The organism is Devosia submarina, assembly GCF_003056345.1.
Classification (GTDB): domain Bacteria; phylum Pseudomonadota; class Alphaproteobacteria; order Rhizobiales; family Devosiaceae; genus Devosia; species Devosia submarina.
Genome location: NZ_PYWB01000009.1, coordinates 211,478 through 237,214 on the forward strand (window position 1 = coordinate 211,478; position 25,737 = coordinate 237,214).

Annotated in this window: 25 protein-coding genes and 1 pseudogene; 14 read left to right on the forward strand and 12 right to left on the reverse strand. The window is 59.7% G+C overall.

Annotated elements, in window-relative coordinates:
- The first annotated feature begins 10 nt into the window (after window positions 1–10).
- On the forward strand, window positions 11–1,234 hold the full coding sequence (locus tag DDE77_RS15130; protein ID WP_108398308.1) for an MFS transporter: 1,224 nt from the start codon (window positions 11–13) through the stop codon (window positions 1,232–1,234).
- 301 nt (window positions 1,235–1,535) lie between these two features.
- Here DDE77_RS15130 and DDE77_RS15135 read toward each other — a convergent pair whose 3' ends face one another.
- The 4 genes from DDE77_RS15135 to DDE77_RS15150 form a co-directional block, all read right to left on the reverse strand.
- Window positions 1,536–2,840: a GH1 family beta-glucosidase gene (locus DDE77_RS15135; RefSeq protein ID WP_108398309.1), complete on the reverse strand. Its 1,305-nt coding sequence runs from the start codon at window positions 2,838–2,840 to the stop codon at window positions 1,536–1,538.
- Between the two features lie 96 nt (window positions 2,841–2,936).
- Window positions 2,937–3,962: a mannonate dehydratase gene (locus DDE77_RS15140; protein ID WP_108398310.1), complete on the reverse strand. Its 1,026-nt coding sequence runs from the start codon at window positions 3,960–3,962 to the stop codon at window positions 2,937–2,939.
- A gap of 56 nt (window positions 3,963–4,018) precedes the next feature.
- Entirely contained in the window at window positions 4,019–4,921 is a 903-nt protein-coding gene (gene kdgD, locus DDE77_RS15145; RefSeq protein ID WP_108398311.1) for a 5-dehydro-4-deoxyglucarate dehydratase, read from the reverse strand.
- A 231-nt stretch (window positions 4,922–5,152) separates the two neighbouring features.
- Entirely contained in the window at window positions 5,153–5,854 is a 702-nt protein-coding gene (locus tag DDE77_RS15150; protein ID WP_108398312.1) for a FadR/GntR family transcriptional regulator, read from the reverse strand.
- Between the two features lie 126 nt (window positions 5,855–5,980).
- Here DDE77_RS15150 and DDE77_RS15155 point away from each other — a divergent pair, with 126 nt between their 5' ends.
- The 7 genes and pseudogenes from DDE77_RS15155 to DDE77_RS20240 form a co-directional block, all read left to right on the forward strand.
- Window positions 5,981–7,582: an ABC transporter substrate-binding protein gene (locus DDE77_RS15155; RefSeq protein ID WP_108398313.1), complete on the forward strand. Its 1,602-nt coding sequence runs from the start codon at window positions 5,981–5,983 to the stop codon at window positions 7,580–7,582.
- A 15-nt stretch (window positions 7,583–7,597) separates the two neighbouring features.
- Window positions 7,598–8,626: an ABC transporter permease gene (locus DDE77_RS15160; protein ID WP_108398314.1), complete on the forward strand. Its 1,029-nt coding sequence runs from the start codon at window positions 7,598–7,600 to the stop codon at window positions 8,624–8,626.
- Complete coding sequence (locus tag DDE77_RS15165) at window positions 8,623–9,525, forward strand: ABC transporter permease (RefSeq protein WP_108398315.1); 903 nt, start codon at window positions 8,623–8,625, stop codon at window positions 9,523–9,525. Before DDE77_RS15160 ends, DDE77_RS15165 begins: the two co-directional genes overlap by 4 nt.
- Entirely contained in the window at window positions 9,512–10,354 is an 843-nt protein-coding gene (locus DDE77_RS15170) for an ABC transporter ATP-binding protein (protein ID WP_108398316.1), read from the forward strand. Before DDE77_RS15165 ends, DDE77_RS15170 begins: the two co-directional genes overlap by 14 nt.
- On the forward strand, window positions 10,351–11,088 hold the full coding sequence (locus tag DDE77_RS15175; RefSeq protein ID WP_108398317.1) for an ABC transporter ATP-binding protein: 738 nt from the start codon (window positions 10,351–10,353) through the stop codon (window positions 11,086–11,088). Before DDE77_RS15170 ends, DDE77_RS15175 begins: the two co-directional genes overlap by 4 nt.
- A 416-nt stretch (window positions 11,089–11,504) precedes the next feature.
- Window positions 11,505–13,532, forward strand: a complete 2,028-nt coding sequence (locus DDE77_RS15180; RefSeq protein ID WP_108398318.1) for a M3 family metallopeptidase — start codon at window positions 11,505–11,507, stop codon at window positions 13,530–13,532.
- Window positions 13,533–13,670: 138 nt separating this feature from the next.
- Window positions 13,671–13,871 (forward strand): annotated as a pseudogene (locus DDE77_RS20240) (hypothetical protein); the annotation flags it as partial.
- Window positions 13,872–14,046: 175 nt separating this feature from the next.
- On the opposite strand, the gene DDE77_RS15190 reads toward DDE77_RS20240, so the two are convergent.
- Genes DDE77_RS15190 through DDE77_RS15205 form a run of 4 tightly spaced genes read right to left on the reverse strand, consistent with a single transcriptional unit; the run spans window position 14,047 to window position 17,287 of the window.
- Window positions 14,047–15,525 (reverse strand): ThiF family adenylyltransferase, encoded by a 1,479-nt coding sequence (locus DDE77_RS15190; RefSeq protein WP_108398320.1) that lies wholly within the window; start codon window positions 15,523–15,525, stop codon window positions 14,047–14,049.
- A complete protein-coding gene (locus DDE77_RS15195; RefSeq protein ID WP_157959866.1) occupies window positions 15,522–16,055 on the reverse strand; it encodes a Mov34/MPN/PAD-1 family protein in 534 nt (177 codons plus the stop codon). Before DDE77_RS15195 ends, DDE77_RS15190 begins: the two co-directional genes overlap by 4 nt.
- On the reverse strand, window positions 16,045–16,563 hold the full coding sequence (locus DDE77_RS19565; protein WP_157959867.1) for a hypothetical protein: 519 nt from the start codon (window positions 16,561–16,563) through the stop codon (window positions 16,045–16,047). The genes DDE77_RS15195 and DDE77_RS19565 overlap by 11 nt, the downstream gene beginning before the upstream one ends.
- A 1-nt stretch (window position 16,564) precedes the next feature.
- Window positions 16,565–17,287 carry a multiubiquitin domain-containing protein gene (locus DDE77_RS15205; RefSeq protein ID WP_157959868.1) on the reverse strand — a complete coding sequence of 241 codons (723 nt, stop codon included), beginning with the start codon at window positions 17,285–17,287 and terminating at the stop codon, window positions 16,565–16,567.
- A 136-nt stretch (window positions 17,288–17,423) separates the two neighbouring features.
- Here DDE77_RS15205 and DDE77_RS15210 point away from each other — a divergent pair, with 136 nt between their 5' ends.
- The 4 genes from DDE77_RS15210 to DDE77_RS15225 are packed head-to-tail and all read left to right on the forward strand — an operon-like array spanning window position 17,424 to window position 19,718.
- Window positions 17,424–17,639: a ribbon-helix-helix protein, CopG family gene (locus DDE77_RS15210; protein ID WP_108398324.1), complete on the forward strand. Its 216-nt coding sequence runs from the start codon at window positions 17,424–17,426 to the stop codon at window positions 17,637–17,639.
- A 3-nt stretch (window positions 17,640–17,642) separates the two neighbouring features.
- Window positions 17,643–18,275, forward strand: a complete 633-nt coding sequence (locus tag DDE77_RS15215; protein WP_108398325.1) for a hypothetical protein — start codon at window positions 17,643–17,645, stop codon at window positions 18,273–18,275.
- An 11-nt stretch (window positions 18,276–18,286) separates the two neighbouring features.
- Entirely contained in the window at window positions 18,287–18,787 is a 501-nt protein-coding gene (locus tag DDE77_RS15220; protein ID WP_108398365.1) for a helix-turn-helix domain-containing protein, read from the forward strand.
- A gap of 4 nt (window positions 18,788–18,791) precedes the next feature.
- On the forward strand, window positions 18,792–19,718 hold the full coding sequence (locus DDE77_RS15225; protein WP_210204404.1) for an ImmA/IrrE family metallo-endopeptidase: 927 nt from the start codon (window positions 18,792–18,794) through the stop codon (window positions 19,716–19,718).
- A gap of 1,426 nt (window positions 19,719–21,144) precedes the next feature.
- Here the strand turns inward: DDE77_RS15225 and DDE77_RS15235 are convergent.
- The 4 genes from DDE77_RS15235 to DDE77_RS15255 all read right to left on the reverse strand — a co-directional run bounded on the left by DDE77_RS15235 (window position 21,145) and on the right by DDE77_RS15255 (window position 24,609).
- Window positions 21,145–21,483 carry an SH3 domain-containing protein gene (locus tag DDE77_RS15235; RefSeq protein WP_108398327.1) on the reverse strand — a complete coding sequence of 113 codons (339 nt, stop codon included), beginning with the start codon at window positions 21,481–21,483 and terminating at the stop codon, window positions 21,145–21,147.
- Between the two features lie 555 nt (window positions 21,484–22,038).
- Window positions 22,039–22,380, reverse strand: coding sequence for a hypothetical protein (locus DDE77_RS15245; RefSeq protein ID WP_108398329.1), 342 nt, complete (start codon window positions 22,378–22,380; stop codon window positions 22,039–22,041).
- 208 nt (window positions 22,381–22,588) lie between these two features.
- Window positions 22,589–23,896 carry a sensor histidine kinase gene (locus DDE77_RS15250; protein WP_170116536.1) on the reverse strand — a complete coding sequence of 436 codons (1,308 nt, stop codon included), beginning with the start codon at window positions 23,894–23,896 and terminating at the stop codon, window positions 22,589–22,591.
- A 44-nt stretch (window positions 23,897–23,940) separates the two neighbouring features.
- Window positions 23,941–24,609: a response regulator transcription factor gene (locus DDE77_RS15255; RefSeq protein ID WP_108398367.1), complete on the reverse strand. Its 669-nt coding sequence runs from the start codon at window positions 24,607–24,609 to the stop codon at window positions 23,941–23,943.
- 368 nt (window positions 24,610–24,977) lie between these two features.
- On the opposite strand from DDE77_RS15255, the gene DDE77_RS20100 reads away from it, so the two are divergent.
- Together DDE77_RS20100 and DDE77_RS20245 are read left to right on the forward strand one after the other, a co-directional pair.
- A complete protein-coding gene (locus DDE77_RS20100) occupies window positions 24,978–25,595 on the forward strand; it encodes an ABC transporter ATP-binding protein (RefSeq protein WP_425430758.1) in 618 nt (205 codons plus the stop codon).
- Complete coding sequence (locus DDE77_RS20245) at window positions 25,550–25,726, forward strand: TOBE domain-containing protein (RefSeq protein WP_245895310.1); 177 nt, start codon at window positions 25,550–25,552, stop codon at window positions 25,724–25,726. Before DDE77_RS20100 ends, DDE77_RS20245 begins: the two co-directional genes overlap by 46 nt.
- Window positions 25,727–25,737: the final 11 nt, after the last annotated feature.

Genomic DNA, 25,737 nt, shown 5'->3' on the forward strand with positions numbered 1-25,737 from the left:
TCTTGGAATCATGGCAGACATAACTGCACCGGCCCCCGTCAGCGGCAAATCCTGGTTCATCACCGGTCTGGGCATCGGCCAGATCGCGAGCTGGGGCAGCCTCTATTACTCTTTCCCGCTGATCGCGACAGCCATGGAGCACGACCTTGGCTGGGACAAGACGCTGATCTATGGCTCGGCGACACTCGGCGCGCTCTTGTCCGCCCTGCTGGCTATCCCCGTTGGACAGGCGATCGACCGTGGCCATGGTCGCCTTGTCATGGCCTGCTCGTCGGTGGCAGCCGGGCTCCTGCTGATCCTTTGGGCTCTGACGGACAACATTGTTCTGTTTTATCTCGGATCGGCGGGGGTGGGCGCTTTGCAGTCTGCAGTCCTCTATGAGCCCGCGTTCGCTGTCATCGCTCGCCGCAGCGGCCCGAGCGCAGCACGATCGGGAATTACCGCTCTGACTCTTTGGGGAGGCTTCGCCTCCACCGTCTTTGTGCCGATCGTTCAGATCCTGCTCGATCATTTTGGTTGGCGGGGGACACTGGAAGTTCTGGCGGCGGTGAATATCCTCCTCTGTGCCAGCCTCTATCTTTCGGTGATTGATCCCAACGCCGATGCGCCACGCGCCAAGCCTACCGCAGGCGTCGCACCTAAGGCACACCTGCGAGATGCACTTCGGAACCCGGTGTTCTGGTGGCTGGCTGTCTCGTTCACCTGCTACACGGCGTCCTTTTCGGCTCTACTCCTGCACTTTTACCCGATGCTGCTCGAGCGTGGTTTCAGCGAGTATGACGTGGTCGCGGCGATGACCATCATCGGCCCAGCCCAGGTCGCTGGTCGCATCGTCATTATGTCGTTTGGCAAGCAGGCCTCGGGACGAAGGATTGGCTCCATCATCGCCATCGGTTTCCCCGTCGCCATGGGCATATTCGCATGGGCGCCAGCAGAGTTCGCCTTCGTCGCGGCTGCGGCTCTGGTCTATGGCGCGGCCAACGGCATCATGACGATCGTTCGCGGGATCATCATCCCAGAGCTGATCAATAAGGAAGCCTATGGCGCCATCAATGGCGCCTTGGTCGTGCCGATGACGATCAGCCGGGCATTGGCACCCTTGGGTGCAGCCGCCCTGTGGTCGGCCACAGGCAATTATTCCAGCACGATGATGGTGGTTTTCGTCCTGTCTGTGATCATGGTCGTGACCTTCTGGATGGCGGCATCAAGGTCGGTCGATCGCGACCAAATTTGACAGTCTCAGGTGACAGAGGCGGTCTGCGCCGCTTTTACGCGATGCCGAGCCAAAAACGGACCGACTGGAAACCACCCCGTTATCGCCATCATTTTTGACTTGATCGGACCGATTACTTTCGGGAGGCGGAGAGGCCGGCTGAACGGCCGAAGTGGGCTGCATTGCTGATGGGCAGCTTCAAAGGTGCACATACTGTCTCGTAGTGCGGCTAGGTGGGTAAGCGCATCGTATTTGCTCAGTTTCTAGAATGTGGAGGCGTCGTCGACCTAGGATAGGATCGGCCACGGCGGCGATCGCGCTGCTACTTGACCAGCATCTGCTGGAATGCGCGATAGCTGTCCTTCGGGTGGCGGTCGAGCGTCACCGGATCCATGCCAACGATTCCGAACTTTGGCGTGAATCCTTCCGCCCATTCGAAATTGTCAATGAGCGTCCAAGCAATGTAACCGCGGAGGTCCACGCCGTGACGTTTGGCTTCCACCATCGCGGCAAAGTGCCGGTCGAAGAAGTTGATGCGCTTGGCCTCGTCTGTCTCCGAGGCACCATTTTCGGTGACATAGATCGGCAGGCCTGGATAACGGTTGGACACGCGAACCAAAAACTCGGTCAGCGCTTCGGGGATGATCTCCCAACCGACATTCGTCTTTTCAAGCGGACCGCGCGCCTGGGTGAACGGGAAAACCGGCACCTTTGGATCGGCTGTATAGAGGAAGCGCGTATAATAGTTGATGCCGACCCAATCGAGCGGTTGGTTGAGCGTCGCCATATCGTCCCGCCAGTCCTTGGGCAGGTGCGGCTCGAGAATATTGGTGACCTTCTCGGGGTAGGTGCCCTTGAGGACGCCATCGAGGAAGAACTGGTTGAAGATGGCATCGCCTAGCGCTGCCGCTTCGATGTCCTCAGGCTTGTCGCTGGCCGGGTCGCACTTTTCCATGTTGACGACGATGCCAAGGTTCTTGTTGGTGCCGACCTCGCGCATGGCCTTGATGCCGAGGCCATGGGCCAAGAGCACATGGTGCATGGCGCGGGCAGTGGCGCGAACGTCGCGATAGCCCGGCGCATGCGCGCCGAGGAAATGGCTGAGCACCGTAATGCACCACGGCTCATTGAAGGTCGCGATGCTTTCGAGCCGCGAACCGAACTTTTCCGCGGCAAAAGCGGCATAGTCGGCAAAGGCCGCGGTGGTGTCGCGGTTCATCCAGCCGCCGCGATCCTGCAGCGCCGAGGGCAGATCCCAGTGGTAGAGCGTTGCGAGCGGCTTGATATTGCGCTCGAGCATGCCGTCGATCAGCCGGTCATAAAAATCGACGCCGGCCTGGTTGATGGCGATGGTGCCTTCGGGCATGAGCCGCGACCAGGAGAACGAGAAGCGATAGGCATCGAACCCGCCATCGCGGATGATGTCGAGATCTTCCCCCCAGCGATTGTAGTGGTCGCAGGCAACGTTACCATTGTCGAAATTGCGGGTATTGCCCGGCGTATTGGCAAAGGTGTCCCAGATGGAAGGGCCGCGGCCATCGGTCTGGCCGCCTTCGATCTGGTGGGCGGCCATGGCGACGCCAAAGATAAAGTCCGGGCCAAAATCGGCGCGCTTGTGAGTGAACATTTGTGGTCCTGGAGGAGGTTTTAAGAATATGGCTCCCCGGCATGAACCAGGGAGCCACCAGGCTTCGACGAGGGAGGAGGCGAAGCCCGAATGGACTTAGGCGCGGCCGTAGGGATCCCAGCCGTTCGCCTGGAATAGGCCGATGATATAGCCGTAGCAGAAGGCAAAGCCGGTCTCGAATGGGGAGATACCGTCTATCTCGGGCACGTGGTCAGGCATGATCATGCAGTCGACGCCGACTTCCTTGTAAAGCTTCAGCGCGGCCGGCATGTCCATGTCGCCGTCATCGGGGAACACCTCCGTAAACGAGAAGCGCTTGCCCTTGATGTTGCGGAAGTGGACGTTAAAAATCTTGCCGCGTGACCCGAACCAGCGGATGACGTCACCGATTTCCTCGCGCGGATTTTCAAGGCTTTCGCCAATCGTGCCCTGGCAGAAGTTGAGGCCGTGATAGGGGCTTTCAGCGATCGAGACGAAACGCTTCAACCCTTCCACGTGCGAGATCACGCTTTCCTCGATGCCGCGATAGTTCGGCGGGGTCATCGGGTCGTTGGGATGACAGGCAAGGCGCACCTTGTTGGCCTCGGCAACGGGAATGACGCGTTCGAGGAAATAGGTGATGCGTTCCCAGAATGCATCGGAGCTGACATGGCCTGCACGGGTGATCTCGTCTGCATTGGTGATCTGGTCGGCCCGGAAAGTTGGCACCAGCGCACCGCCACGGCCGCGTTCGGACTTGGTCCGCGGCACGCCCAGATAGCTGAAATTGTACTTGGCTGAGTGGACACCCAGCGAAGCGAGGTTCTCGATCAGCTTGCAGATCGCTTCGATCTGGCGATCGCGCTCGTCGCCCTCACCGAGCACGATGGCGGGGGAGCTGACCTTGTTGATGTCCTCGCGGTCAATGATGAGCGAAGCCAACGGCAGTTGCACCATGTCGAGCTTGAGCCCGGCTGCATCGACGCGCTCGATATGACGGGCAATGTCGTCGCGGGTCCAGTCGCGCGGATTGCCGACCGGATCGACGCAGACGTGGTAGAGCCCGAGCTGGGCGAGCTGGCGCAGGTGGGCATCGCCGAATTCTTCGACCATGCCACCGCTGAGCTGTGTTCCTACATACATATTGGCCTCCTCAGGCTTGCCCCCATCTTGAGGAGGCCAGTTTCTTGTTCGACAGATCAGGCGACCTTGGCAATCAGCGCCTTGAGCTCGTCCATTTCAGCAGCGGTCAAATTGGTCAACGGCGGACGGACCGGGCCAGCCTGGCGGCCGCGTGCCTCAAGGCCTGCCTTGATGATCGAGACAGCATAGCCCTTCTTTCGGTTGCGCAGTTCGACCAGCGGGAAGAAGAAGTCCTTCAGAATCTGGTCAGTCGTGGCTTTCTCGCCGGCGCGCAGCGCCGTGTAGAATTTCTGGGCCAGCTCCGGAACGAAATTGAAGACAGCGGACGAATAGGTGGTCACGCCGCCCGAGAAGTAGGCCTGCGCATAAAGTTCGTGCGTTGGCATCCCGCCGATATAGACGAGGCGATCGCCGAGCTTGGTGGTGATCTCGATCACGCGGTCGACTTCGCCATGACCATCCTTGAAACCGATCAGGTTGGGGCACTGGTCGGCAAGGCGCTGCACGCTGTCGGCGGAAAGGATGATGTTGTCGCGGTTATAGACGACGACGCCGATGCCGACTGCGTTGCAAACGGCCTCCACATGGGCAACGAGCCCGGCCTGTTCAGCAAACATCAGGTAGGGCGGCAATAGCAGGACGCCATCGGCGCCGGCAGCTTCGGCGGCCTTGGCCATTTCCACGGCCATGGCGGTACCATAGGCAGCGCCACCAAGGATTGGCGTCTTGCCGGCGTGCTTCTTGGCGACCCTGGTCACCTGAGCCACCTCGTCGGGGGTCAGCGAGAAGATTTCGCCGGTTCCGCCCGGCGCGAAGAGGGCCGCGGCGCCAAAACCATCGAGCCAGTCGATATGGGCGGAGTAAGCCGCTTCATTTAACTTGAGGTCCGACGTAAAGGTCGTGACGGGGAAAGACAGCAATCCGCTGCCGAGCGCGGCTTTGACTTCGTTGGGAGTCATTAGTTCAATCCTGGAAGTGAGATCGGTAGGTGTCGAGTGCTTGCAGAATCCCGCAGATGGACTGCGCGTGATGGGGCATGATCAGTTTGCCTCTATCGGCTTGCCACCAGATAGAATCCGCTCGCGTCCGTTCCCGTATCCGCGCGCTTCACTATGTGACCCTGCATACATGCCATACTCCTCGAATGAGATATGACATAATATGACTTCAGTGATGTGTCGAGCGTTTGTTTAGCGCGCGAGCTGCCGATAACGCTTCTGGCTCCCGGTCAAATGGGCGCGCATGGCCTGGCGCGCAGCGTCTGGATCCTGCTCGGAAATGGCTTCGAGAATGCGTTCGTGCTCACCGATGACCTTCTGCAGATAGTCTCGGCTCTCGGCATCGGGCAGGGTCGGAAACTGGCTTCGCGGAATGGAGCGGGCGCCGAATCGGTGCAGCGCATCGACGAAATGACGGTTATTCGCGGCCTTCGCAATGGCTTCGTGGAAAGCAAAATCCGCCTCGATCGTTGCCTCTCCGGCTTCGACACGGCTACTCAAAAACTGGTTGGCGGTGCGGATATCGGCTTCCTGTTGCGCCGAGCGCCGGTAGGCGGCAATCGCTGCGGCCTCGGTTTCCACCGCAATACGAAACTCAATCATTTCAAGTGTCTGCGGGATACTTTGGATCTCGGTTGGCGTCAGGATGGTGACCGAAGTCGACTCGGTCACGAACATGCCCTTGCCTTGCATAGGAGTTACCAGGCCCGCGGCGCGCAATTCGGCGATGGCTTCGCGAATGACCGTGCGGCTGACATCGAACTGCGCCTCGAGTTGTGGCTCGGTCGGCAGGCGGTCGCCCACTGCAAGCACGCCGCTCTCGATCTGCTTTTTCAGTGCGTCGATAACGCTTTGCGCCAAACGCGGCCGGCGTCTCGTGGTGGCAATGTCCATTTCCGCTCAGTCCTCCTCGATCGGTGATTTGCTCACCCTATTGCCTTCAGCAATGAAAGGCCATAATCATATTACGACATACCAACGACATCGTATGTCGATATGGTATTCTGTGGAGGAAAATTTATGAAGCATGTTTCCAAGCGCCTGATGATGGGCGCTGCCTTCCTTGCCATGGTCGCTTCCGTGCCTGCCGCCTTTGCCGCGACGCCGAACGACCAGCTCATCATTGGCACTTCGCTCGCGCAGGTGCTGTCGCTCGACCCGCAGCAGGGGACAGAGGTCAAGACCCAGGAAATCCTCGCCAACGTCTATGACCGTCTAGTCGCCTTCGACCCTGAAACCAGCGAGCTATTCGGCGAACTCGCCGAAAGCTGGGACCTCGATGATACCGGTATCACCTTCCACCTGCGCGATGCCCAGTTTGCTTCCGGCAACCCGGTGACCGCCGCAGACGCCGTTTTCTCGCTCGTTCGTCTCTTCAAGCTCGACCAGTCTGCCGCCGCTGGCCTCAAGACGTTCGGCTTCAACGCCGACAATGCCGAGAGCCTGATCACTGCGGTGGACGACAAGACGCTCCGCATCGATTTCGCTGAAAAGGTCATCCCCGAAGCGCTGCTCTATCGCCTCGCCAATGGTGTCGGCAGCGTCGTCGACAGCGTCGAAGTGCTCAAGCACGTCGCCAACAACGACTACGGCAACGAGTGGCTGCGCACAAATACCGCCGGTTCGGGCCCGTTCGTTCTCAACCGCTGGTCGCCCAACGAAATCGTGCTGCTGCAGCGCAACGACAAGTTCTGGGGCGAAGCCCCGACCATGACCCGCGTCATGTTCCGTCACGTGCCGGAGAGCCAGGCAGCTCGCCTGATGCTCGAACGCGGCGACATCGACATCGCCAATGCCCTGACCGCTCCCGACGTGCGCTACTTCGAAACCCAGGAAGGTTTTGCCATCGACCAGGCAAAGACCGGCGGTTTCTATGCCCTGGCCATGAATGCCGGTCGCGAACCGCTGAACGATCCCAAGGTGCGCGAAATCATCGCGCAGTATGGCATCGACTATGCCGGCATTGCCCAGACCATCGTTGGTCCCTATGGCCGTGTGCGCAACGTGCCGGCGCCGGAAGATTGGGAATTCGCCATTCCGAATCCCAATTGGTCCTTCCGTCCCGAAGAAGCCAAGGAAATGCTAGCCGAGGCTGGTTATCCCGATGGTTTCACGCTGACTATCAAGACCATCGCCCAGCCGCCGCGCGTCGATATGGCAACCGCCATCCAGGCCAACCTTGCTGAAATTGGCATCAAGGTGAACGTAGTCCAGGGCAATGGTGCAGATATCGTGGCGCAGCACCGCGCCCGCGATTTCGACCTCCTGATCCCCCAGACCTCGGCCGCTGACCCGACCGCTCTCGGCGCGCTCGATAACTTCACCAACAATCCGGACAATTCGGCTGAAGCTAACAATGCCGGCAACTTCGTCTGGCGTTCGGATTGGGATATCCCCGAGCTCAACGCCCTGCGCGTTGCCGCTAATTCCGAACTCGACGCGACCAAGCGCGGCGAGATGGTCACCCAGCTCCAGGAAGACTTCATCGCCTCGAGCCCGGCCGTCTTCCCGATGTTCGAGCGTTTCGAGCCGGTGGTGGTCAATGTGCGTGTCGAAGGGTATGACGCCCATCCATGGGGTCTGACCCGCCTTGAAGGCGTCACCAAGGGCGACGCGAACTAAGCTGGACGGCCGATCATGAAGGAATTCACTCTCCTAGAGCTGGGCAAGCGCATCGGGCAACTGCTCGTGAGCCTCTTTCTCCTGCTCGTCGTCACCTTCGTGATCGGCCGCGTGCTTCCCACCGATCCCGTTGGCGCAATTGTCGGCGAGCTGGCGGATCCCGCCGCTTACGAGGCGATGCGCCAGCGCCTTGGCCTCGACCTGCCGGTGTACCAGCAGTTCTTCGTCTATGTGACCTCGCTGCTGCAGGGCGATCTCGGCACCGCCATCCTCACCGGCAATCCGGTGGCGAAGGACCTGAGCAGTGCCTTTCCGGCCACGCTGGAACTGGCAACGCTTGCCGTCATCCTGTCGACGGTCATCGGTGTGCCGCTCGGCATGACCGCCGCCTTCTTCCGCGATAGCTGGTTCGACCAGTTCGCCCGCGTCATCTCGCTTGTGGGCCATTCGATCCCGGTCTTCTGGTTCGGTATAGTCGGCCTCGTCATCTTCTACGCCACCCTCGCCTGGGTCGGCGGACCGGGCCGCATCGACATCTATCTCGAAGGACTCGTCGAACCGAAAACCGGGCTCCTCCTGATCGACAGCCTCCTTGCTGGCGACACCGAAGTCTTCTGGAACGCTGTCAATCACATCATCCTGCCAGCCTGTATCCTCGCCTATTCGGCCATGGCCTACATCACCCGCATGACGCGCAGCTTTACGCTGGAACAACTCAATCAGGACTATGTGGTCGCCGCACGCGCCAAAGGCGCGTCCAACTGGCGCATCGTCACCGGGCACCTGTTGCCCAACATCGCGGTGCAACTCGTCACCGTGCTCGCCATTTCCTATGGCGGCCTGCTCGAAGGCGCCGTCGTCACCGAAGTGGTGTTCTCCTGGCCCGGCATCGGTCAATACATGACTAACGCCCTGATGATCGGCGACATGAACGCCGTCGTCGCCGGCACCCTTATCATCGGCTTCATCTTCATGATGCTCAATTTCCTCTCGGATCTCGCCTATCTCGTGCTCGATCCGCGCACCCGTGAGGTGACCGCATGAGCCTTGTCACCTCCGCCAGTGCCGGCAGTAAGCCGGGCATCCTCCTTGCCCGCATCGGCCGCAGTCTTAAGAACGCTCTGATCAAGCTGTCGCGCGAGCCGGTCGGCCTCTTCGGCTTCATCGTGCTCCTGTTGCTGATCATAGTCGCCATTTTGGCGCCGCTGATCGCGCCTTATAGCCCCACGACCCAGAACTTGCCCAACGCGCTCCAGGCGCCCAGTTGGGAACACTGGGCCGGCACCGACGAATATGGCCGCGATATTCTCTCGCGTCTCATCTACGGTACCCGCATCACCATCCAGACCGTGCTGGCCGTCTCGGTCATTGTGGGGCCGATCGGCATGCTGGTCGGCATTGTCGCCGGCTTCGTAGGCGGCCGCACCGACGCTATCCTCATGCGCTTTACCGATATCGTCCTCTCGTTCCCCTCGCTGATCCTAGCCCTGTCCTTTGCCGCAGCGCTTGGGGCCGGGCTTGAAACGGCGATCATTGCCATTTCGCTCACCGGCTGGCCACCCATCGCACGCCTTGCCCGTGCCGAAACGCTAATCGTCCGCAACACTGATTACGTGGCTGCCGCACGCCTTTATGGCGCCTCGCCGCTACGCGTGCTCTTCCTATACATCGCCCCGATGTGCATTCCCTCTGTTGTGGTGCGCCTGACGCTCAATATGGCCGGCATCATCCTGACCGCCGCCGCTCTCGGCTTCCTAGGGCTCGGCGCGCAGCCGCCGGCACCGGAATGGGGCGCGATGATCTCGAGCGGTCGCCAATACATGCTCGACAACTGGTGGGTCGCGGTCATGCCTGGCATTGCCATCCTTCTTACCAGTCTTGCATTCAATCTCGTCGGCGACGCGCTGCGCGACATTCTGGATCCTCGCCATGCCCGCTCCTGAAACTGTCCTGTCCGTCCGCAATCTCGCGGTCCGTTTCGGTCGCTCCAAGTTGCGGGCCGTCGATGGCGTCAGCCTCGATCTTGGCACCGAGCGTCTCGGCATCGTCGGGGAATCGGGCTCCGGCAAGTCGACGCTCGGCCGCGCTATCATGCGGCTCCTGCCCAATGCGGCGCATGTCGAGGCGGCAACGCTCGATTTCGACGGCAAGCCACTGCTCACCCGGCCCGAGCGCGAAATGCGAACCCTCCGCGGCAACCGCATGGCGCTGATCATGCAGGATCCGCGCTATTCGCTGAACCCGGTACTGTCCGTCGGCAAGCAGGTCGCCGAAGCCGCGCTTTTGCATGGCAAGATCGGCAAGAAGGAAGCCTATGCCAAGGCGGCCGATATGCTGGCTCGTGTTCGCATCGCCGATGTCGAGCGCGTCATGAGCCTTTATCCGCACCAGATTTCTGGCGGCATGGGGCAACGCGTCATGATCGCCATGATGCTGCTCGCCAAGCCCCGTTTGGTCGTTGCCGACGAGCCAACCTCCGCGCTGGACGTGTCGGTTCGCGGCGATGTGCTAAATCTGCTCGACGAACTCGTGCGCGAGAACAATTCGGGCCTGATGCTGATCAGCCATGACATCCGCATGGTCGCCGCCTTCTGCCAGCGTATTCTCGTTATGTACAAGGGTAGGGTGGTCGAAACCCTCACCCGGCTCGACGAAGCGCAGCATCCCTATACGCGCGGTCTGATCGCAGCCATGCCCGATCCGCGCAATCCGGTTCAGCGCCTGCAGACGCTCGACCGCCGCGCCATCGACGCTCTGGAGGCGCGCTCATGATCGAAGTCAGCAATCTTTCCGTCTCCTTCGGCAGCGGCGAAGCCCGCCGCCAGGTGGTTAAGGGCGTCTCCTTCGTCGTCGGCAAGGGCGAGACCCTCGGCATCGTCGGTGAATCAGGCTGCGGCAAGTCCACCGTTCTACGTTCGCTGGCCGGTCTCGACCGCCATTGGGAAGGCGAAATCCGCCTCGCCGGTAATGCCGTCGACCGGGAGCGCAGCCGCGAGCAGCTCAAGCTGGCGCAGATGGTGTTCCAGGATCCCTATGGCTCCATCCATCCGCGCCACCGCATCGAACGCGTCCTTGCCGAACCAGCCCGCGCCATGAAGATCGGTGATGGATGGAGCCGCGTTGCGCCTTCGCTCGAACAGGTTGGCCTTCCCGCCAATTTCGCCGAGCGCTTCCCGCACGAACTCTCTGGCGGCCAGCGTCAGCGCGTCGCCATTGCTCGCGCCCTTATGCTCGAGCCCGAGATCCTACTGTTGGATGAGCCGACCTCGGCGCTCGACGTATCGGTGCAGGCCGAAGTCCTGAACCTGCTCTCCGATCTTCGCGAAGAACGCAACCTCACCTACGTCCTTGTCAGCCACGACCTCTCAGTCATCGCCCATATGTGCGACCGCGTGCTGGTGATGAAGGATGGCGCTTTCGTCGACGAACTCGATAAGGGCGCGTTAGAACAGGGCCAGACACACCATCCCTATTCAAAGCAGCTTTTCAAGGCGAGCTTTCTGTAGAGCTTTTGGCCTATGGCTTGGCGACGAACCTGCTGAACCTCGCCGTCTGATGCGGTGCGGACATCGGGATCGGAGCGTCACCGGCAAGAAAACACCGGCAAAGAGGGTAGTCGGCTTACGTCGCCGAGTCGGAAGTGCTTTATGTAGGTGCCCTCAGTGCCTGAAGGCTTGCTGGGGCTGCTCTGCAACGTCCGCTTAGCGTTGTGCTAGAGCCTTAAGCGGTCAGACTGCAATCCACCCCGATACTACCGTTTTGTTCGCGGCCTTGAAGGGCAGGGTAGTCGTGGCCGCGCTCCTCAGCCTTGCCGCTCATGCCTGTGCTTTATGGTTGGTGAGATAATGACTCCCGAAGCACGGTTTGCGGTCTTGCCGAATGGCTCACCCCGCTCCAAGTTGAGTCACCAAAGGAGCCGCCAGTGACCAATCCATTCTTTTCTGCCTGGAACACCCCCTTCGAAGCGCCTCCTTTTTCAGCGATCCAGAATGCACATTTCCCGCCGGCGTTCGAGCAAGCCATTGCCGAACATGATTCAGAGATCGGCGCCATCGCCGATCGGGATGCCGCACCTAGTTTCGACAACACGATTGTCGCGCTCGAGCGATCAGGCCAGGGCTTGCGACGGGTCGCCATGGTTTTTGGCCAACTGACCTCTGCAGCGACCAACCCGGAGCTGCAGGCTGTTGAACGTGATGTCACGGTCATTATGGCTCGGCATGAAAGTGCCATCTTCCTCAATCCAAAGCTATTCGCCCGCATCGAGGCACTTTATCAACGTCGTGCAGAGCTCGGTCTTGACGAAGAGGCGAGCCGGCTGCTCGAGCGCTACTATCTTGATTTTGTACGTGCAGGCGCACGCTTGACGGCCTCCGAACGGGAGCGGTTTGCGGTCATCACCGAGCGGCTTGCATCCCTGGGCACCGAGTTTGGCCAAAACGTTCTGGCCGACGAGCAAGAAAACGTCTTTGCCCTGACCGAAAGGGAGATGGACGGGGTACCGGACTTTGCCCGAGCCGCTGCCGCTGAGACGGCTCGCAATCGCGGCTTGAACGCGCCTTACGCCGTGACGCCATCCCGTTCGAGCGTGGAGCCGATCCTGCACTTCGCCACGGACCGAGATCTCCGCGAGAGAGTATGGCGCGCCTTCGTCAAGCGCGGCGCCAATGACAACAAGAACGACAACTCCAGGCTTGTCGAAGAAATCGTGCGGCTGCGAGCCGAGCAGGCGCGGCTCCTGGGATATGAGAGCTATGCGGACTTCAAGCTGGCCGACACCATGGCAGGCACACCAGAGGCGGCTCGCACCCTTTTGGAACAGGTTTGGGCCGGTGGGTTAGCGCGGGCCCAAGAGGACCTAAGGGCTTTGCAGGAGCTTGCTCGAGCGGAAGGGCAGGGTGCCCCGATCGAGGCTTGGGATTGGCGGTACTATGCCGAAAAGCTCCGTGTTCAGCGCTACAGCTTCGATGAAAACGAGCTCAAGCCTTACCTGCAGCTCGAAAATGTCATCGGCTCTGCCTTCTGGGTTGCCGAGAAGCTGTTTGGCCTCACGCTCAAGGAACGCGGCGACATCCCTGGCTACCATCCTGATGTTCGTGTGTGGGAGGTCAGCCGTGAGGACAAAATCATCGGCCTCTTCTATGGCGACTATTTTGCTCGGCCGGGGAAGCGGTCAGGCGCCTGGATGACATCGTTCCGCGATCAGTCCAGGCTCGACGGCGAGCAGCTGCCGCTGATCGTCAACACCTGTAATTTCTCCAAGCCACCAGCGGGACAGCCTGCATTGCTCTCTCTTGATGAGGCGCGCACCGTCTTTCATGAGATGGGGCACGCGCTGCACGGGTTGCTGTCTGACGTGACCTACCCAAGGCTCTCAGGGACGAGCGTGGCGCGGGACTTCGTTGAGCTCCCCAGCCAGATCTACGAACACTGGCTTGAAGAACCAGCCGTGTTAGGCCGGCTCATCCATGTAGAAACCGGGCAGCCAATCCCCGATGAGTTGCTCGAGCGGATGCGGGCTGCTCGCCTGGCAAACACGGGCTTTGAAACTGTGGAGTTCGTCTCCTCCGCGATCCTCGACATGGACTACCATTCCAAGCCTCTGGAGAGCTCGGTGGCGGAGTTCGAGGGCGCTGTGCTCAGCGGCATCAACATGCCGCGCGAGATCGCGCTTCGGCATGCGAGCACGCACTTTCTCCACCTCTTTGCAGGGGATGGATATGCCGCCGGCTATTACAGCTATCTCTGGAGTGAGGTGCTCGACGCTGACGGGTTCGAGGCGTTCAAGGAAGCGGGCGATGCGTTCGATCGGGAGACTGCAACCCGATTGCACCAGTTTATCTATTCAGCCGGCGGCACTCGGGATTTCAAGGAAGCGTATCGTTCGTTCCGAGGCAGGGACCCTGAAGTGGGCCCGCTGCTTGCCGGGCGTGGGTTGGTGACGCAGTAAACTTCGTCACTAACATCGGTCTGGGCTCCAAATCATCAAGTGCGTATGCACTGCACACTTATGACCAAGTTGGGGCCGCTAGCGGAGTGTCGGCTTTTGTGCGACACTCCGACTTAGGCGGACATCCTGCAAGCGAGGTACAGCCTCAGGGACTTGGTGCGCGAACACCTTCACACCGGCAGCCTGACCAGCGTGCTCGCGCCGTGGTGCCCCACCTTCCAAGGCTATCACCTCTAATTCCCAAGCCGTCGCCACCACTCACCGCCGTTCGGAGCCTTCGTCGAGGCATTCCGCCATCGCTCTGCCAAGCCGCCCGGCGATCTCAGCAGCGAGAAATAACGGAATCGGCAACATGTGTCTGACCGTCCAGGACGCGGCACTAGCCAAGAGGCCCAGCGTCGGCAACAATATCGGCAGGTTGCTTGAACATTGGCACAGCACCCCTGTCATAACGAGCACCTGGATGCGGAGGGAGCGCAGTTCTACCTGCGGCGCCACGGCTTCGAAGTGAGTGTCAGGGGCTTGGCCGCTTTGGATTGCAATGTGGGCAGCCATCGCGCCGCGACATGGTGCTTTTGTCCATCGACAAATTTTTGAATTGAAAAACGGTCTTGGGTGGATGTGCAAAGGTCTTGGCCGAAACCTGACGGAAGAGGCTGGCAGCCGTAAGGATGGCGGCGGTCATTGACACAAACGAAACAGAGAACTCCGAGGGTATGTGGCCGATGAAGTCCTTGACGTCGCGCTCGCCCAACTGCCCGCAATTGGGACTTTCCGATGCCAGGAAGGCCATGGCGGCCTCGATGTTCTCCACCTTGCCGGTCAGCGCCTGACGACGCTCCATTTCGGACATGGCGCGCAGGTCTTTCTCCCGCTCGACCGCTCGGGCCAAGATGTCATCCGGTACGTTCCAGCACCCGAGGCATTCGGCCCCTTCGGTCAGTCCGTAGACGACCGCCTGGGCCCTCAGGCTGTCGGTGCTGCCGCCCACGACGACCCGGGGGTGCAGGCCCTGGATGTCCTGACGCGAAGTGTCGATATCCACTGCAGAAATGACGGTGTCGTATTCGTCATTGGCTTCCGACTTGGCGAGGCGCGGATCCAGACGGGGGTGAGAGGCTGTGACATAGTCTCGCAACGTCCCAGCGTGCTCCATGCCACCCAAGCCGGAAAGTGCCCGATAACGAGTTACGGCATCGGTCTTGAGATGGCCGATATCGGCGATGCCGGCCAGGAAGCAACGATTAAGGTTCGTCCCCTCCTTGTCATGGTGATCATGGTCCACCGAGACGACATAGCCATCGACGAGGTCGCTGGCGCCCAGGATCTGAATGAACCCCTGGCCAACGGCGCCTGCGCCTATAAGATAAAGCGGTGGCAGACGAATACCAGCCATGTCCGGTCCATCCACCAGATCCGGCCATCGGCCCGTCGAGCCGTCCCAAAGCGAATAGGCATCGTCCTCGGCGAAGCGCCCCTTCTTCAATCCTTTCGCTCGCTTGAATACTTCGCCAGCGACCAAGCAGGCCGCGAGATACGGGCCGATGCATTTGGTGCGACCGGGGTCACGCTCAAACCTTTGCGGTTGGGAGCCGATCCAGGCCCTCCACCCCGCCCCCCAGCCATATATATCAGCACCGCCTACGCCTTCGCCGGACACGTCGATGACGATGTCCGATCCACCAGCGCCTCTGAGAACCGGAATCCGTCCGCCGTTTGCCCAGGTCGCCAGGCTTTCCAGCGCATCGATGGCGTGAGCCACCCCAGCCGCGTTCGGCCGGATCACCGAAATGTTGCCTTCCACGCTCAAACGGATATCGCGCACCACGCCATGCAGCCTTGCCAGCAGGTTGATCAGGCAAACGAGCATGTGCTGACGGCCGATGTCGCCAGTAACATTGCCGGCACGCACGTGGATGGATTTGCTTTCGGCCACATCGCCCAGACCTTCGAGCGGCCTCAGGTGCCGTTCGCCCAGTGTCAAATCAGTCATCGGAAATCCCTCGCGTCGAGTGCAGGGCCAGGCATCACGATCAGACGGTCATGAACTTGTTTGGGTGCGAGCATGTGCCAGTAGTCGTTCTGCCATTCGTGAACACCTATGCCTTGAGGCCAAGGCGCCGTTTGCTTGCCATAGGCCGGGAACACGAGCGACAGGACGCGACGACTGGAGATCATGGCGTCGTCGTATCGGGAGTGCTCGGTACCCGTCCCGGGATGGCTGTGGATCTGGGCCAGAGGCTTCCAGTCTTCGGGAAGGTCGTGCACCATTTCGCTCATTGCGTCGGCCTCTACGTGGTAGTTGCCGGGCATCGAGCGTTGACGGGGGGCACGCACCGAGCGAACTGTCGCAAGGTTGCCGTCGCGGTCGCCGTACCAGAACACGCACGCTTCCCGCCGACCGGCGCGCTGCAGCATGTCGCGCGTCGTCGTGATCGCAACCGGGGGCACCTGAAGGACCAGTCCACTGGGAATGAATGGACTGGGCGCGGGAGCACGGCGCAAGAGATATTCATCCTGCATGGCGCCCGAACCTCCCCTGGTAACTCGTGCTGAAGGCGCGCTCGATCGCCGACAGGGTGGTGCGGAACGTGTCGCCGTCGCGCCAGAGAGTGGCGTCGTCACCACCATGGTTGACGTCGTAGTACTCGTACACAGCCGAGCAGCAGACGAGTTGGATCTCGCCGTTCGGCCCTGGATATGCGGCATGCACGTGCACCTCCGGCGAGGTCAGCTGCGGCAGGTGATGCTGGTCGGACAACCCTGCGTACTCGAAGGTCTCAGGATTGACGAACCTGGCGCTGGGTGGCCATTCGGCCCCAGCGATGAAGTCCAGCCGAAGAAGATATTCGTCAACAGCCCCATCGCGCATGCCGCGCATGGGGATGAGAAGCGTGCGGTTGGATGGCCTGGTCCAACCCAGCTCCTCCATGCTCCGACCTTCGAATTCGAGGACGCGCGGCAGGTGCTGATCCAGCACCTGCCTACCCGCCTGCAAATCGAGGATCGGCCGTGATCCATGGACTGCCATGTCAGGCACCCCCGGTGCGGGCGGCGATCTCGAACTTCTTGTCGCACAACCCCTGCTGCTGCGCCGCCTCGAGCGTGAGCGACAGGTGATCCATGAGGCTCACCGGCCCTGCGGCGGTGTCGGCCTGGAGCACGTCGCGCTCCGTACGCGTGACCTCGAGTTCCCGGTAGGCCTGCTCCCAGAGTGTGGCCAGAGTGATGGAGGCTTCCACCTTGAGGCGAGCGGTTTCGAGCTCGCCGAGATGCTTGACCCGAACCGTCTGCTTCTTCGGACCGGCGAGCTTGCCGGGCTTGAAACTCTCCACCCCGGCCTCGTCCAGATCGATCAGCATTTCCTCGTCGAGAGGAATGTCGGCTTCGTCGGTCTTTTCCAGGTAGATGCTCTTGTCGGCCGCTACGTTCTTGAGCTTGCGGAGCGTCGCCGCGGTGATGAAGCGGGCCGGCCAGTCGATGGCGTCGCCCGCAAAAGCGACGCGGTAAGAACGATCGCCGAGAGCAACCAGGAAGCGGTGGCCTTCCGATAGAGGCACCGATTCACGGTGCCGGACATCCTCGAGTTCCCCGTCGTTGAGAAACTGCAGGACATAGGCATGATCGTCGGATGCAAAGCCGGCCGCCAAGGCGATTTGGTCGCCCGAGGGCGTCCTGTCCGTCATGGGGACCGCACGGAAAACAAGATCCGTGCCCGCGATCTCGATCGTGCGATTGGTATTCACGTCACTCATTCCGATGACTCCTTCGTATCGATAGATCATCAAATAGTAGCTAAAATCTGGCTAGTCAACCATCATTGGATGGCTAATTGATATTGACAAATTTAATGGTGAGTTGTAGAAACGCGCGTCAACACGGAGGACGCGCATGGTTGAGAAGCGCACGATGACGCTGAACTTGAGTACGCAGGAGATGGATTTAGTCGATCGTCTTGCGGACGAGAAAGGCTTGTCCAAGACGGCATTGGTCCGGCAGGCACTCAGGCTCTATCAGTCGATCACTGACAGAATAGACAGAGGCGAGAAGGTGTTCTTCGAACACCCAGCAACCAAGGAAAAAGCTGAGCTAATGGTGCTGAGCTAAGCCATGTCGGGATCGTTGATCGGCACGTTCGACCTGTTGGACCGCAGAACCGGCAAGTTCGTCGAGGCTCAACTGGTGAGCCCTGCCGGATCGAGCAACGTAGCCGACATAGACGGATCCTGGCGCCCACTCATGCAGGCCAGGATCGAGCAATTGCGGTCCGAAGACCGACTGACTATCGGAGCGCTTGGCGAAAGCGAACTTCAGGACGCTCATTGGCGATGGTCCGAGAAGATCGAGATGTCGTCGAACCGCCTTGACCGACAATCATTCGCGATCGTTACCGAAGGCGCCACCCAGGGCCTCATGCTCGTCACGACCGCAGGGTTCGCCAAGGAATCCTCCCAGCACGGCAAACCACTCGTCATGATCGACCTCCTGGCTACCGCGCCATGGAACAGAAGGGGCTTCGACGCCGCTCCTCGCTTCAAGGGCGTAGGACGGATCATGATGGCCGCCGCCATAAGCCTAAGCGTCCAAGAGGAATTCCGGGGAAGGGTTGGGCTGCATGCCTTGCCACAAGCCGAAGCTTGGTATCGTGATAGGGTTGGAATGGCCGACCTGGGAATTGATGACACACGCATGCGCTATTTCGAACTGACCGAAGACCAAGCGCGCGCGTTCCTCGCACAATAAAGGAGCAGATGATGGAGATGCTTGTCTCACGCGACTGGCTCCGGCGAAAGATCGAGTCCGATCCGGATACGGACAATGACGCGGGATGGCCGATCGAGGCCATCGAAAACATAGGAATGTTCCTGCCGTCCGAACTGGTGTCGGACGCCGGAAACGTGGTCGAACTCAAGCACGCCTTCGGGGTGTTCATTCGCCAGTTGCGCCGACGCGACCAATTGTCGGTCGAAGCACTGGCTGAAAAGGCGCGTGTCGAAGCGCGCGAGATCAGGTTGATCGAGCTCGACCCCAACTACAAGCCGAGACCACGGACGGTTCACCAACTGGCCGAGCACTTCGCCATGCCGCCGCAGGCATTGATGAAGCTGTCGGGAGCGACCGTGACTCGGGACGAGGCCTTGCAGGAAGAGGCTCAGAAGTTCGCTGCGAAGTCGGACGACCTTTCCAAGCTTTCAAGGCAGGAGCGACAGGACTTGGAGGGCTTCGTCAAGTTCTTGGTAAAGAGCCAGAAGTGACGTGATGAACGGAGGGACGGTCGGAGCTTACGAAGCAGAAGATATCCGTCGGCTTGTCGATCGGATTCTTCTCGATTTGGGAAATCCCGAGCCGCCCCTCCGTCTCAGCGACGTTCGCTTGCTGCTTGAACTCGACCTCAAGTTCTACAGCCTGACTAACCCTTCGCTGCTCCAGGAAATTGCCCACAGAATGAAAGTGGCCGGCAAGCAGGTGATTGCGCGTCCCACTCTATTGGTGGATGTGGTTAAGAAGGCCAAATTATCAGCCCTGTGGGTGCCGGACGGAAATCGCATCCTGATCGACGAAGGAGTGCCCGACCCCAAGAAGCGTTGGATCGAAGCCCACGAAGTCGGCCATAGCTTCATTCCTTGGCACAAGAACTTTCTCTTCGGCGACGATCAGTACACTTTGGATCCCGATTGCCACGCCGATGTCGAGGCCGAAGCGAACTTCGCCGCTGCGCGGTTGCTGTTCCTACAGGACCGCTTCGCGACCGAGGCGAGAGATCTCGCCACAAGCTTCAAGACCATCCAGAAGATGGCCAAGCGGTATGGCAACACCATCACCACGACGCTTTGGCGCGTGGTGGAAGAACGCGACAGGCAGCAGCCAGCCTTCGGCATGGTCAGTGCCCATCCATTTCACTCCGACATCGGACGCGACCCGGACGGCAAGGACGTACGATATTTCATCCGATCTGAAGCTTTCCGAAACCGGTTCCCCGGCATCACACCAGAGTTCTCATGGAATCTCCTGCGCGCCAACTGCGGGGGCTCAAGAAAAGGGCCCATTTTCGAGGGAAATATCGTGCTGACCGATGTGAACGGCAGTCGCCACGAATTCGCGATGGAGAGCTTCTGCAACCAGCATGCGGTGCTGACTTACGCTGTGTACGTGCGCCCCGCGCCGATCTTGATCGGTGTAAGATGAGGCTGCAGTTCGGACTCCATTGGCTAAGGCGTTGGGACCACCAATCCAGCGCCCCAGGTGTCGATTTCGTCGATCACCACAAACGCATGGGACCGCCAGTCACCGACCGCTCGGTGGCAACAGCAAAAGGATCCGAAGTGGTCATCTAGAGCGCTGACGGGGAGTCGCCGGGTGATTGGGTGGCCCATTGCACTTGCCATCCTTACTCGCGCCCTGCGGTACCCTGCTTTTCAGGATCATCGGCTAGCTTCAACTGTCCCACTACCGCTTGCAGAGCGCTGCGCGTCAGATAAGAGCAGTCCGACTCCGAACTAATCGTGAAAATGACGGGCAAAGATCCTGCTAGTCCGGGCGAACACAGGTTCGATGCCCGCAAGGGCGCTTGGAAAAGGACGAATGGTGTGCAGATTGTTCGGCATGGAGCCGAATGTATCACACGATAAGGGGGGATGGCAGCTATTGGGAGTGGGCGATCCAACCGGCAAGGACCGAATTGGGGCGCCGAGAAGACGATCGTGCGCTAAAAGCTGACCTGGTCGCCCTTTTGCGCCAACTGTCGGTGAGTAAGGTAGGGAACTGCAGAACTCAGGGCGGGTTGATCTGCGTTATGCAGCGTGCACAGTCCGTTGAGACGACCAAAATGACCTCCGATTATCTACTCGGCATCTTCCACTGGCGAGATTACGCCGGAGACTTGGATGGCCCACAATCCCGCGCAAGCCTCAAGATGCTATTGTGGGGCTGCGAACGGTGGCTGGAGCTCAATCCAACTGCCACCGACACTAATGAGGGTCGTCGGCTCTCTATGATCAAGCGGGAGGTAGAAGATTGGCTTGAGCGGAACGGGAGGTCGCAGCCTTACGAAGTGGCTCAGGCTTTGGAGATCCTTCGTCTAGAACAATGATAGCTTTACTGGAGTTTGCCTACCCTGCATCGTGAGCCGGCCTCAGACACAGTTTCATAAGGGTGCACTGCAGAACACCTTTGCGCGCGCCGCGACGGTGGCAAAGATGTTGCCCAGAACGTCGTGGCCGCTTCTTGGCACTGTAACAGCCTGCGGCACCGTCGAAAAGCGCTGCGGCCAACTAGAGACTATCGGGAGTTCGTTCGTAACCGACTTGCGTAGGGGCGATGGATCGATGGCGGCGTTGGACCGACGCGCTGGCGTCCAAGATCTGTTGCCTGCTTTAGGGTGCCGGCCAAAGTTGCATCGATGACGTGAAATGAGGCGTTTAGGGGAAACCTTATCCAGCTCGCGGCTAAACTTGTCCGTTCTGCTCTCCGTATCTCTGTTGTGCTGGCGCGGAAGTCGATCGGCGGCTAGCTCTATATGGAGCTCATCAATGTATAGCCGAGCGACATGACGTAGAGTGACGAAAGAAGCAGAGCGCGATTTATGATTGAGCCTCGTTCCGGAGCAGAGCCGCTATCGGTCCTGGTTGGTCGTTATAGACCAGTAGCTTGAGTGCACCCACTCGCGGGTATTGTGCGCATCCACAAGGCACCAGTCCGCTCCGGTCTCAGCTGCCACGCAGCGTTCCACCAAAACGTTCTCGCCAACCCTGAATGCGCTGGTTTTTTGCGACTGTGGTTCGGGCCACTTGCGTACATTGAGAACGTCCCACTGGAGGACACCCGTGGCCTCCGCTACCTTGTCCACCTGGTACCCAGCGGCCATCGCTGGCTGCACAGCCAACGCGCCGGCTGCCGTGATAACGATCCCGCACAAGGCGGCAACCAAAACATTTTCCTGGTTTTTGCTCATTCGATTTCTCCCGGCCAATATGCCATATTCATCATGCGTGGCTGTTTGCCCGCGGCGCTTTGAATTGGCTCCGAGAAGAATTTTCAGAACCTGTTCATCGCCGCGGCAGACCTTAGCTGTTGTTGCGATGAGAGCCGTGTAGAACCAGATGCTTTGCCTCGCCCCACCTTTATGAGGGGCATGAAACTTCTTTGTCCTACATCTGCGAGGGAGGGCTAGTGCTTGCTAGACAGGGGCAAACATAGCCAGAGCCTGACCAGCACAGAGCTTACCCGTGCTACAAGACGATCTCATCTCCATCTCCACAGCATGCTCGCTTTGCCCAAGGCGCACTTTCGCCTTCTGGATCACCGCGGCAAGCGCGAGATGGCCGAAGAGAGGCGCAAAGCTGCGACTCGGCAGTGGCAGGTTTGTGCGCTTCGGGACATTGGCAAGTCGCTTCTCGCTGTCGCGGAGCGCCAGCAGTGCCCGCTCGTGACCGCACTCGGCATCTCAGGCCTCGGTCAGCGTGCGAGGACAGGAGATGTCCTCGGTAGCTGACCTGACGCCGGAAACCTACTCAGTAAGGCTTGCGGTGGAGCTGTTAAATTCGGCAGCGGACCAACCTGAGCCGGTGTTATCGAGATCAACCCGCGTCCCCACAGCTGTCGCGGCATTCAGATGCTGAAGCGTGTCTTTATCTACGAAAATGAAGCCGGCTGATCCGTCCTCGTTGCGGATGTCGACGCGGATTGCGTTGCCCCACTCCTCAACACGCTCTGCTGCGATACCCTTTTCTGCGAGGCTCGCGGTCAGGCTGAACTCCGAGCGGCCGTGGATCTCGTGATCATCCATGGCGAAAGAGGAAACCGGAGCGAAGGCAACGGCAGCGGCGACGACTGCAAGTTTGATACTCATTGGATGTTCCTTTCTTTTGAACATCCTCACTCTCGCCCTGACGGATTGCGTGAACATTGCGCTTGCGGAGATAGTGTATTTTTTTGCCGCGGCACAACCGCTGCCGTGTGATGTGAGATTCACGGCGTCAAGCTGCGGCTAATCCTATTCCGGTGACAGCATGAGCCGTCACTCGCCGTGAAGTACTCTGCTGTGCCTGCAAAAGAGGTCAGTTATCTGCACGTGCCAAGGGCAAGAGTATCTCGAAGAGCGCTCCTCCGCCCTCGTTCTGCCGAGCGACCACACGACCGTTGTGGCGCTGCACAATGTCGCGGACCAGGCTTAAACCCAGGCCGGCCCCATGCTGCAGAGGGGCAACTCGATGGAATGGCTCAAAAATGTCTTCGCGGTGAGCGGGATCGATACCCGGTCCTGTGTCTCCGACCTCGACTCGGCCGTCGCTGCAAACTCTGATGGTGATCTCGGTATTCTTGCCACCGTGTGCGATGGCGTTCTGAATCAGATTGGCAAGAGCCCGCGACAGCGCCATTTGATCCCCTAAGATTTCGATCTTGTCACCTTCCGCCTCGAAGATAATTTCATCTCCAGCCGCGATTGCCAGTGGAGCCAAGTCGGCGGTGACGTTGGACGCGAGTTCGACCAGATTCACCGTTTGGAAGCTTACAAGCGACAGATCCATTCGCTGCAGATCGAGCAATTGATCAGCCATGCTGCTCAATCGCGCGACATCAAGGAGCAACCGCCTGCTCTCGTCAGTGTCTGCTAGGAGTTCCAGTCTCGTCTGCAATATGGCGATAGGTGTGCGAAGCTCATGAGCTGCGTCCGCCATGAAGCGTTGCTGTTGTGCCATCCCGCTGTCGAGCCTTTGCAGCGCCTCATTTACTGCCCGCACCATCGGGTGCAGTTCGGTGGGCACACGGTCCATGGAGAGGCGAACGCCCCGTTGGTCAACCCCTACTGTGTTCGCCTCGGCTGCGAGTTCATCAACTCCACGCAACTGGCGGCCCACGAAAAGCGGTATCGCGAGGAACGTCGCTGCAGTCAGAAGGATGATAAAGATTAGGAATGGGGGCCTAGACAATGCGAACAGCACAGTGCCCAGCCCAATCGTTGGCCCGCCCGCTGTGATGATCCAAAGTCGTCCCACTGCACTATCGTGCTGCCGGATAATCGCCATAGGCGTCTCAGGAGAACCAATATCCGAGATGTTTGCCACAGTGACACGGGTGAGATTCTCGGCCATCAGATCCACGTGCTCGGGCACGCTTCCGAAGCGAACCGACTGACCCTCTGAATCTGCAGCATAGAACCAAAAGTTTGGATATTGATCCACGATCCTGCCAAGCTCGGGAGTGATTTGCACCATCAGCTCTCCTTCTGTGGCGGGTTCAACCGCCGCAGCGATTTCACGGATGACACCGGCATCAAGACCCTGCCCTTCCGAAACCAGGTTGATGATTGGAACAGCAGCGGCTGCAGTGAAGGCCAGCACCACCAAGACTTGCATAATGATCATGTCGCGAGTCAGTGCGCTTCTCAGCGAACGGGGCCGATGTCTCTTCATTTGGCTGCCTTCAATAAATAGCCCAGGCCACGGATTGCGTGTATCTCAACTGCGGCTCCGGCCAGCTTGCGTCTAAGTCGCGAAATGTGGGCGTCCAGAGTGTTGGAAGCGATCTCGTCATCGTAACCGTAGACCGCCTCTTCCACAGAGGCGCGGGGAACCGTCCGCCCGTTGCGTCGAACGAGAACCTCAAGTGTCAGCAGTTCTCTCCGGGTTAAGTCCAGCGGAACTCCATCCACCGAAGCTACTCGCTCTGTCAGATTGAACTTGAGGTTCCCAACGCTCACGAGGGATGCACCCATCTGCGCTGGCCGCCGAAGTACCGCCCGTAACCGGGCTAACAGCTCGTCGATTGAGAACGGTTTTGGTAGGTAATCGTCGGCCCCACTGTCGAGCCCCGCGATGCGCTGATCGGAAGATCCAAGAGCCGAAAGCACTATGATGGGTAGTCCAGGATGGCTGCTTCGGATCTTTGGGATAAGGGATAAACCATCTCCGTCTGGGAGTTTGCGATCGAGCAGGACGGCATCGTGAACGCCGCTCCTGACTGCTTCCTCGGCGATCTCGAGTGTTGGCGCGTGGTCGACAACAACATCTTGGCGGCTCAAACCAGCGGTGAGTGCCCGGGCCATGTCCATCTCATCTTCAACAAGCAATATGCGCATCGTGCTTCCCTTTTGATGCGCCAAGAATAGCACTGGACATTGCCGCTGCATTGCGGCGGTCCGCGATGTTGGCAATGCCATAATGGCGAGGCACCCAATAAACCAAGACGAGCTCCAGAACGGAGAGGTCAAGTCATGATCGACAATGTTGCAGGTGAGCATGGAGCGGTGGAACGGGGCAGGGCCGTATTTGGATAGTTGTCGGCGATTTCATCTCTGGTCCTTATTAAACAGAGCCTACTTCAAACTGGATTAGGCGCAGTGGGCAACGTCAGGGCGGATGCCTGTGGTCGGCCCTGGCGGGTATCCGCACATGACGGTCTATGACAATGTCGGCTTCGGGCTGAAACTGGCCAAAACGCCCAAGGATGTTCGGACAAAAGATCTGGGACGCGGCACGCATCCTGCAGATGGAGCATCTGCTGGATCGCAAACCCGGCCAGCTCTCAGGCGGCCAACGGCAGCGTCTTGCCATCGGTCGGGCGATCGTAAGGCAGCCCGAAGTGTTCCTGTTCGACGAACCGCTCAGCAATCTCGATGCAGCATTGCGGGTCGACATGCGCATGGAATTGGCGCGGCTGCACCAGGACCTCGGCTCGACCATGATCTACGTTACCCACGATCAGGTCGAAGCCATGACCCTGGCCGACAAGATTGTGGTGCTCGACGCCGGGGTGGTGCAACAAGTCGGCTCACCCATCGAACTCTACCAGCGCCCCGCCAATCTTTTTGTTGCCGGGTTCATCGGCTCGCCCAAGATGAACCTGCTGCCCGTGACCGTAGATGCCGTGGAGGCCGATATCGTGCGTGTATCCAGCAGGACCTCGCCGCAACCGCCATCAAGACGCGCAACGATGGGCTCAAGCCCGGCGACAGCGTCACGCTGGGCGTGCGCCCCCATGCGCTCGTGCCCAACGCCAATGGCAGTATTGTGGGTCAGGTGGCGCTGGTGGAGCGGCTCGGCAACGAAACAAATGTCAGCGTAAACCCGCCGGGCGGCATGCCTTTGATGGCCGTTCTCGACGGCGATCGGGCTCTGCGGCTAGGGGAGAATATAGTACTGGGCTTCGATCCGGACCATGCCCTGCTGTTCGATCGGGCGGGAGTGGCACGCTAGGCTACGGACGG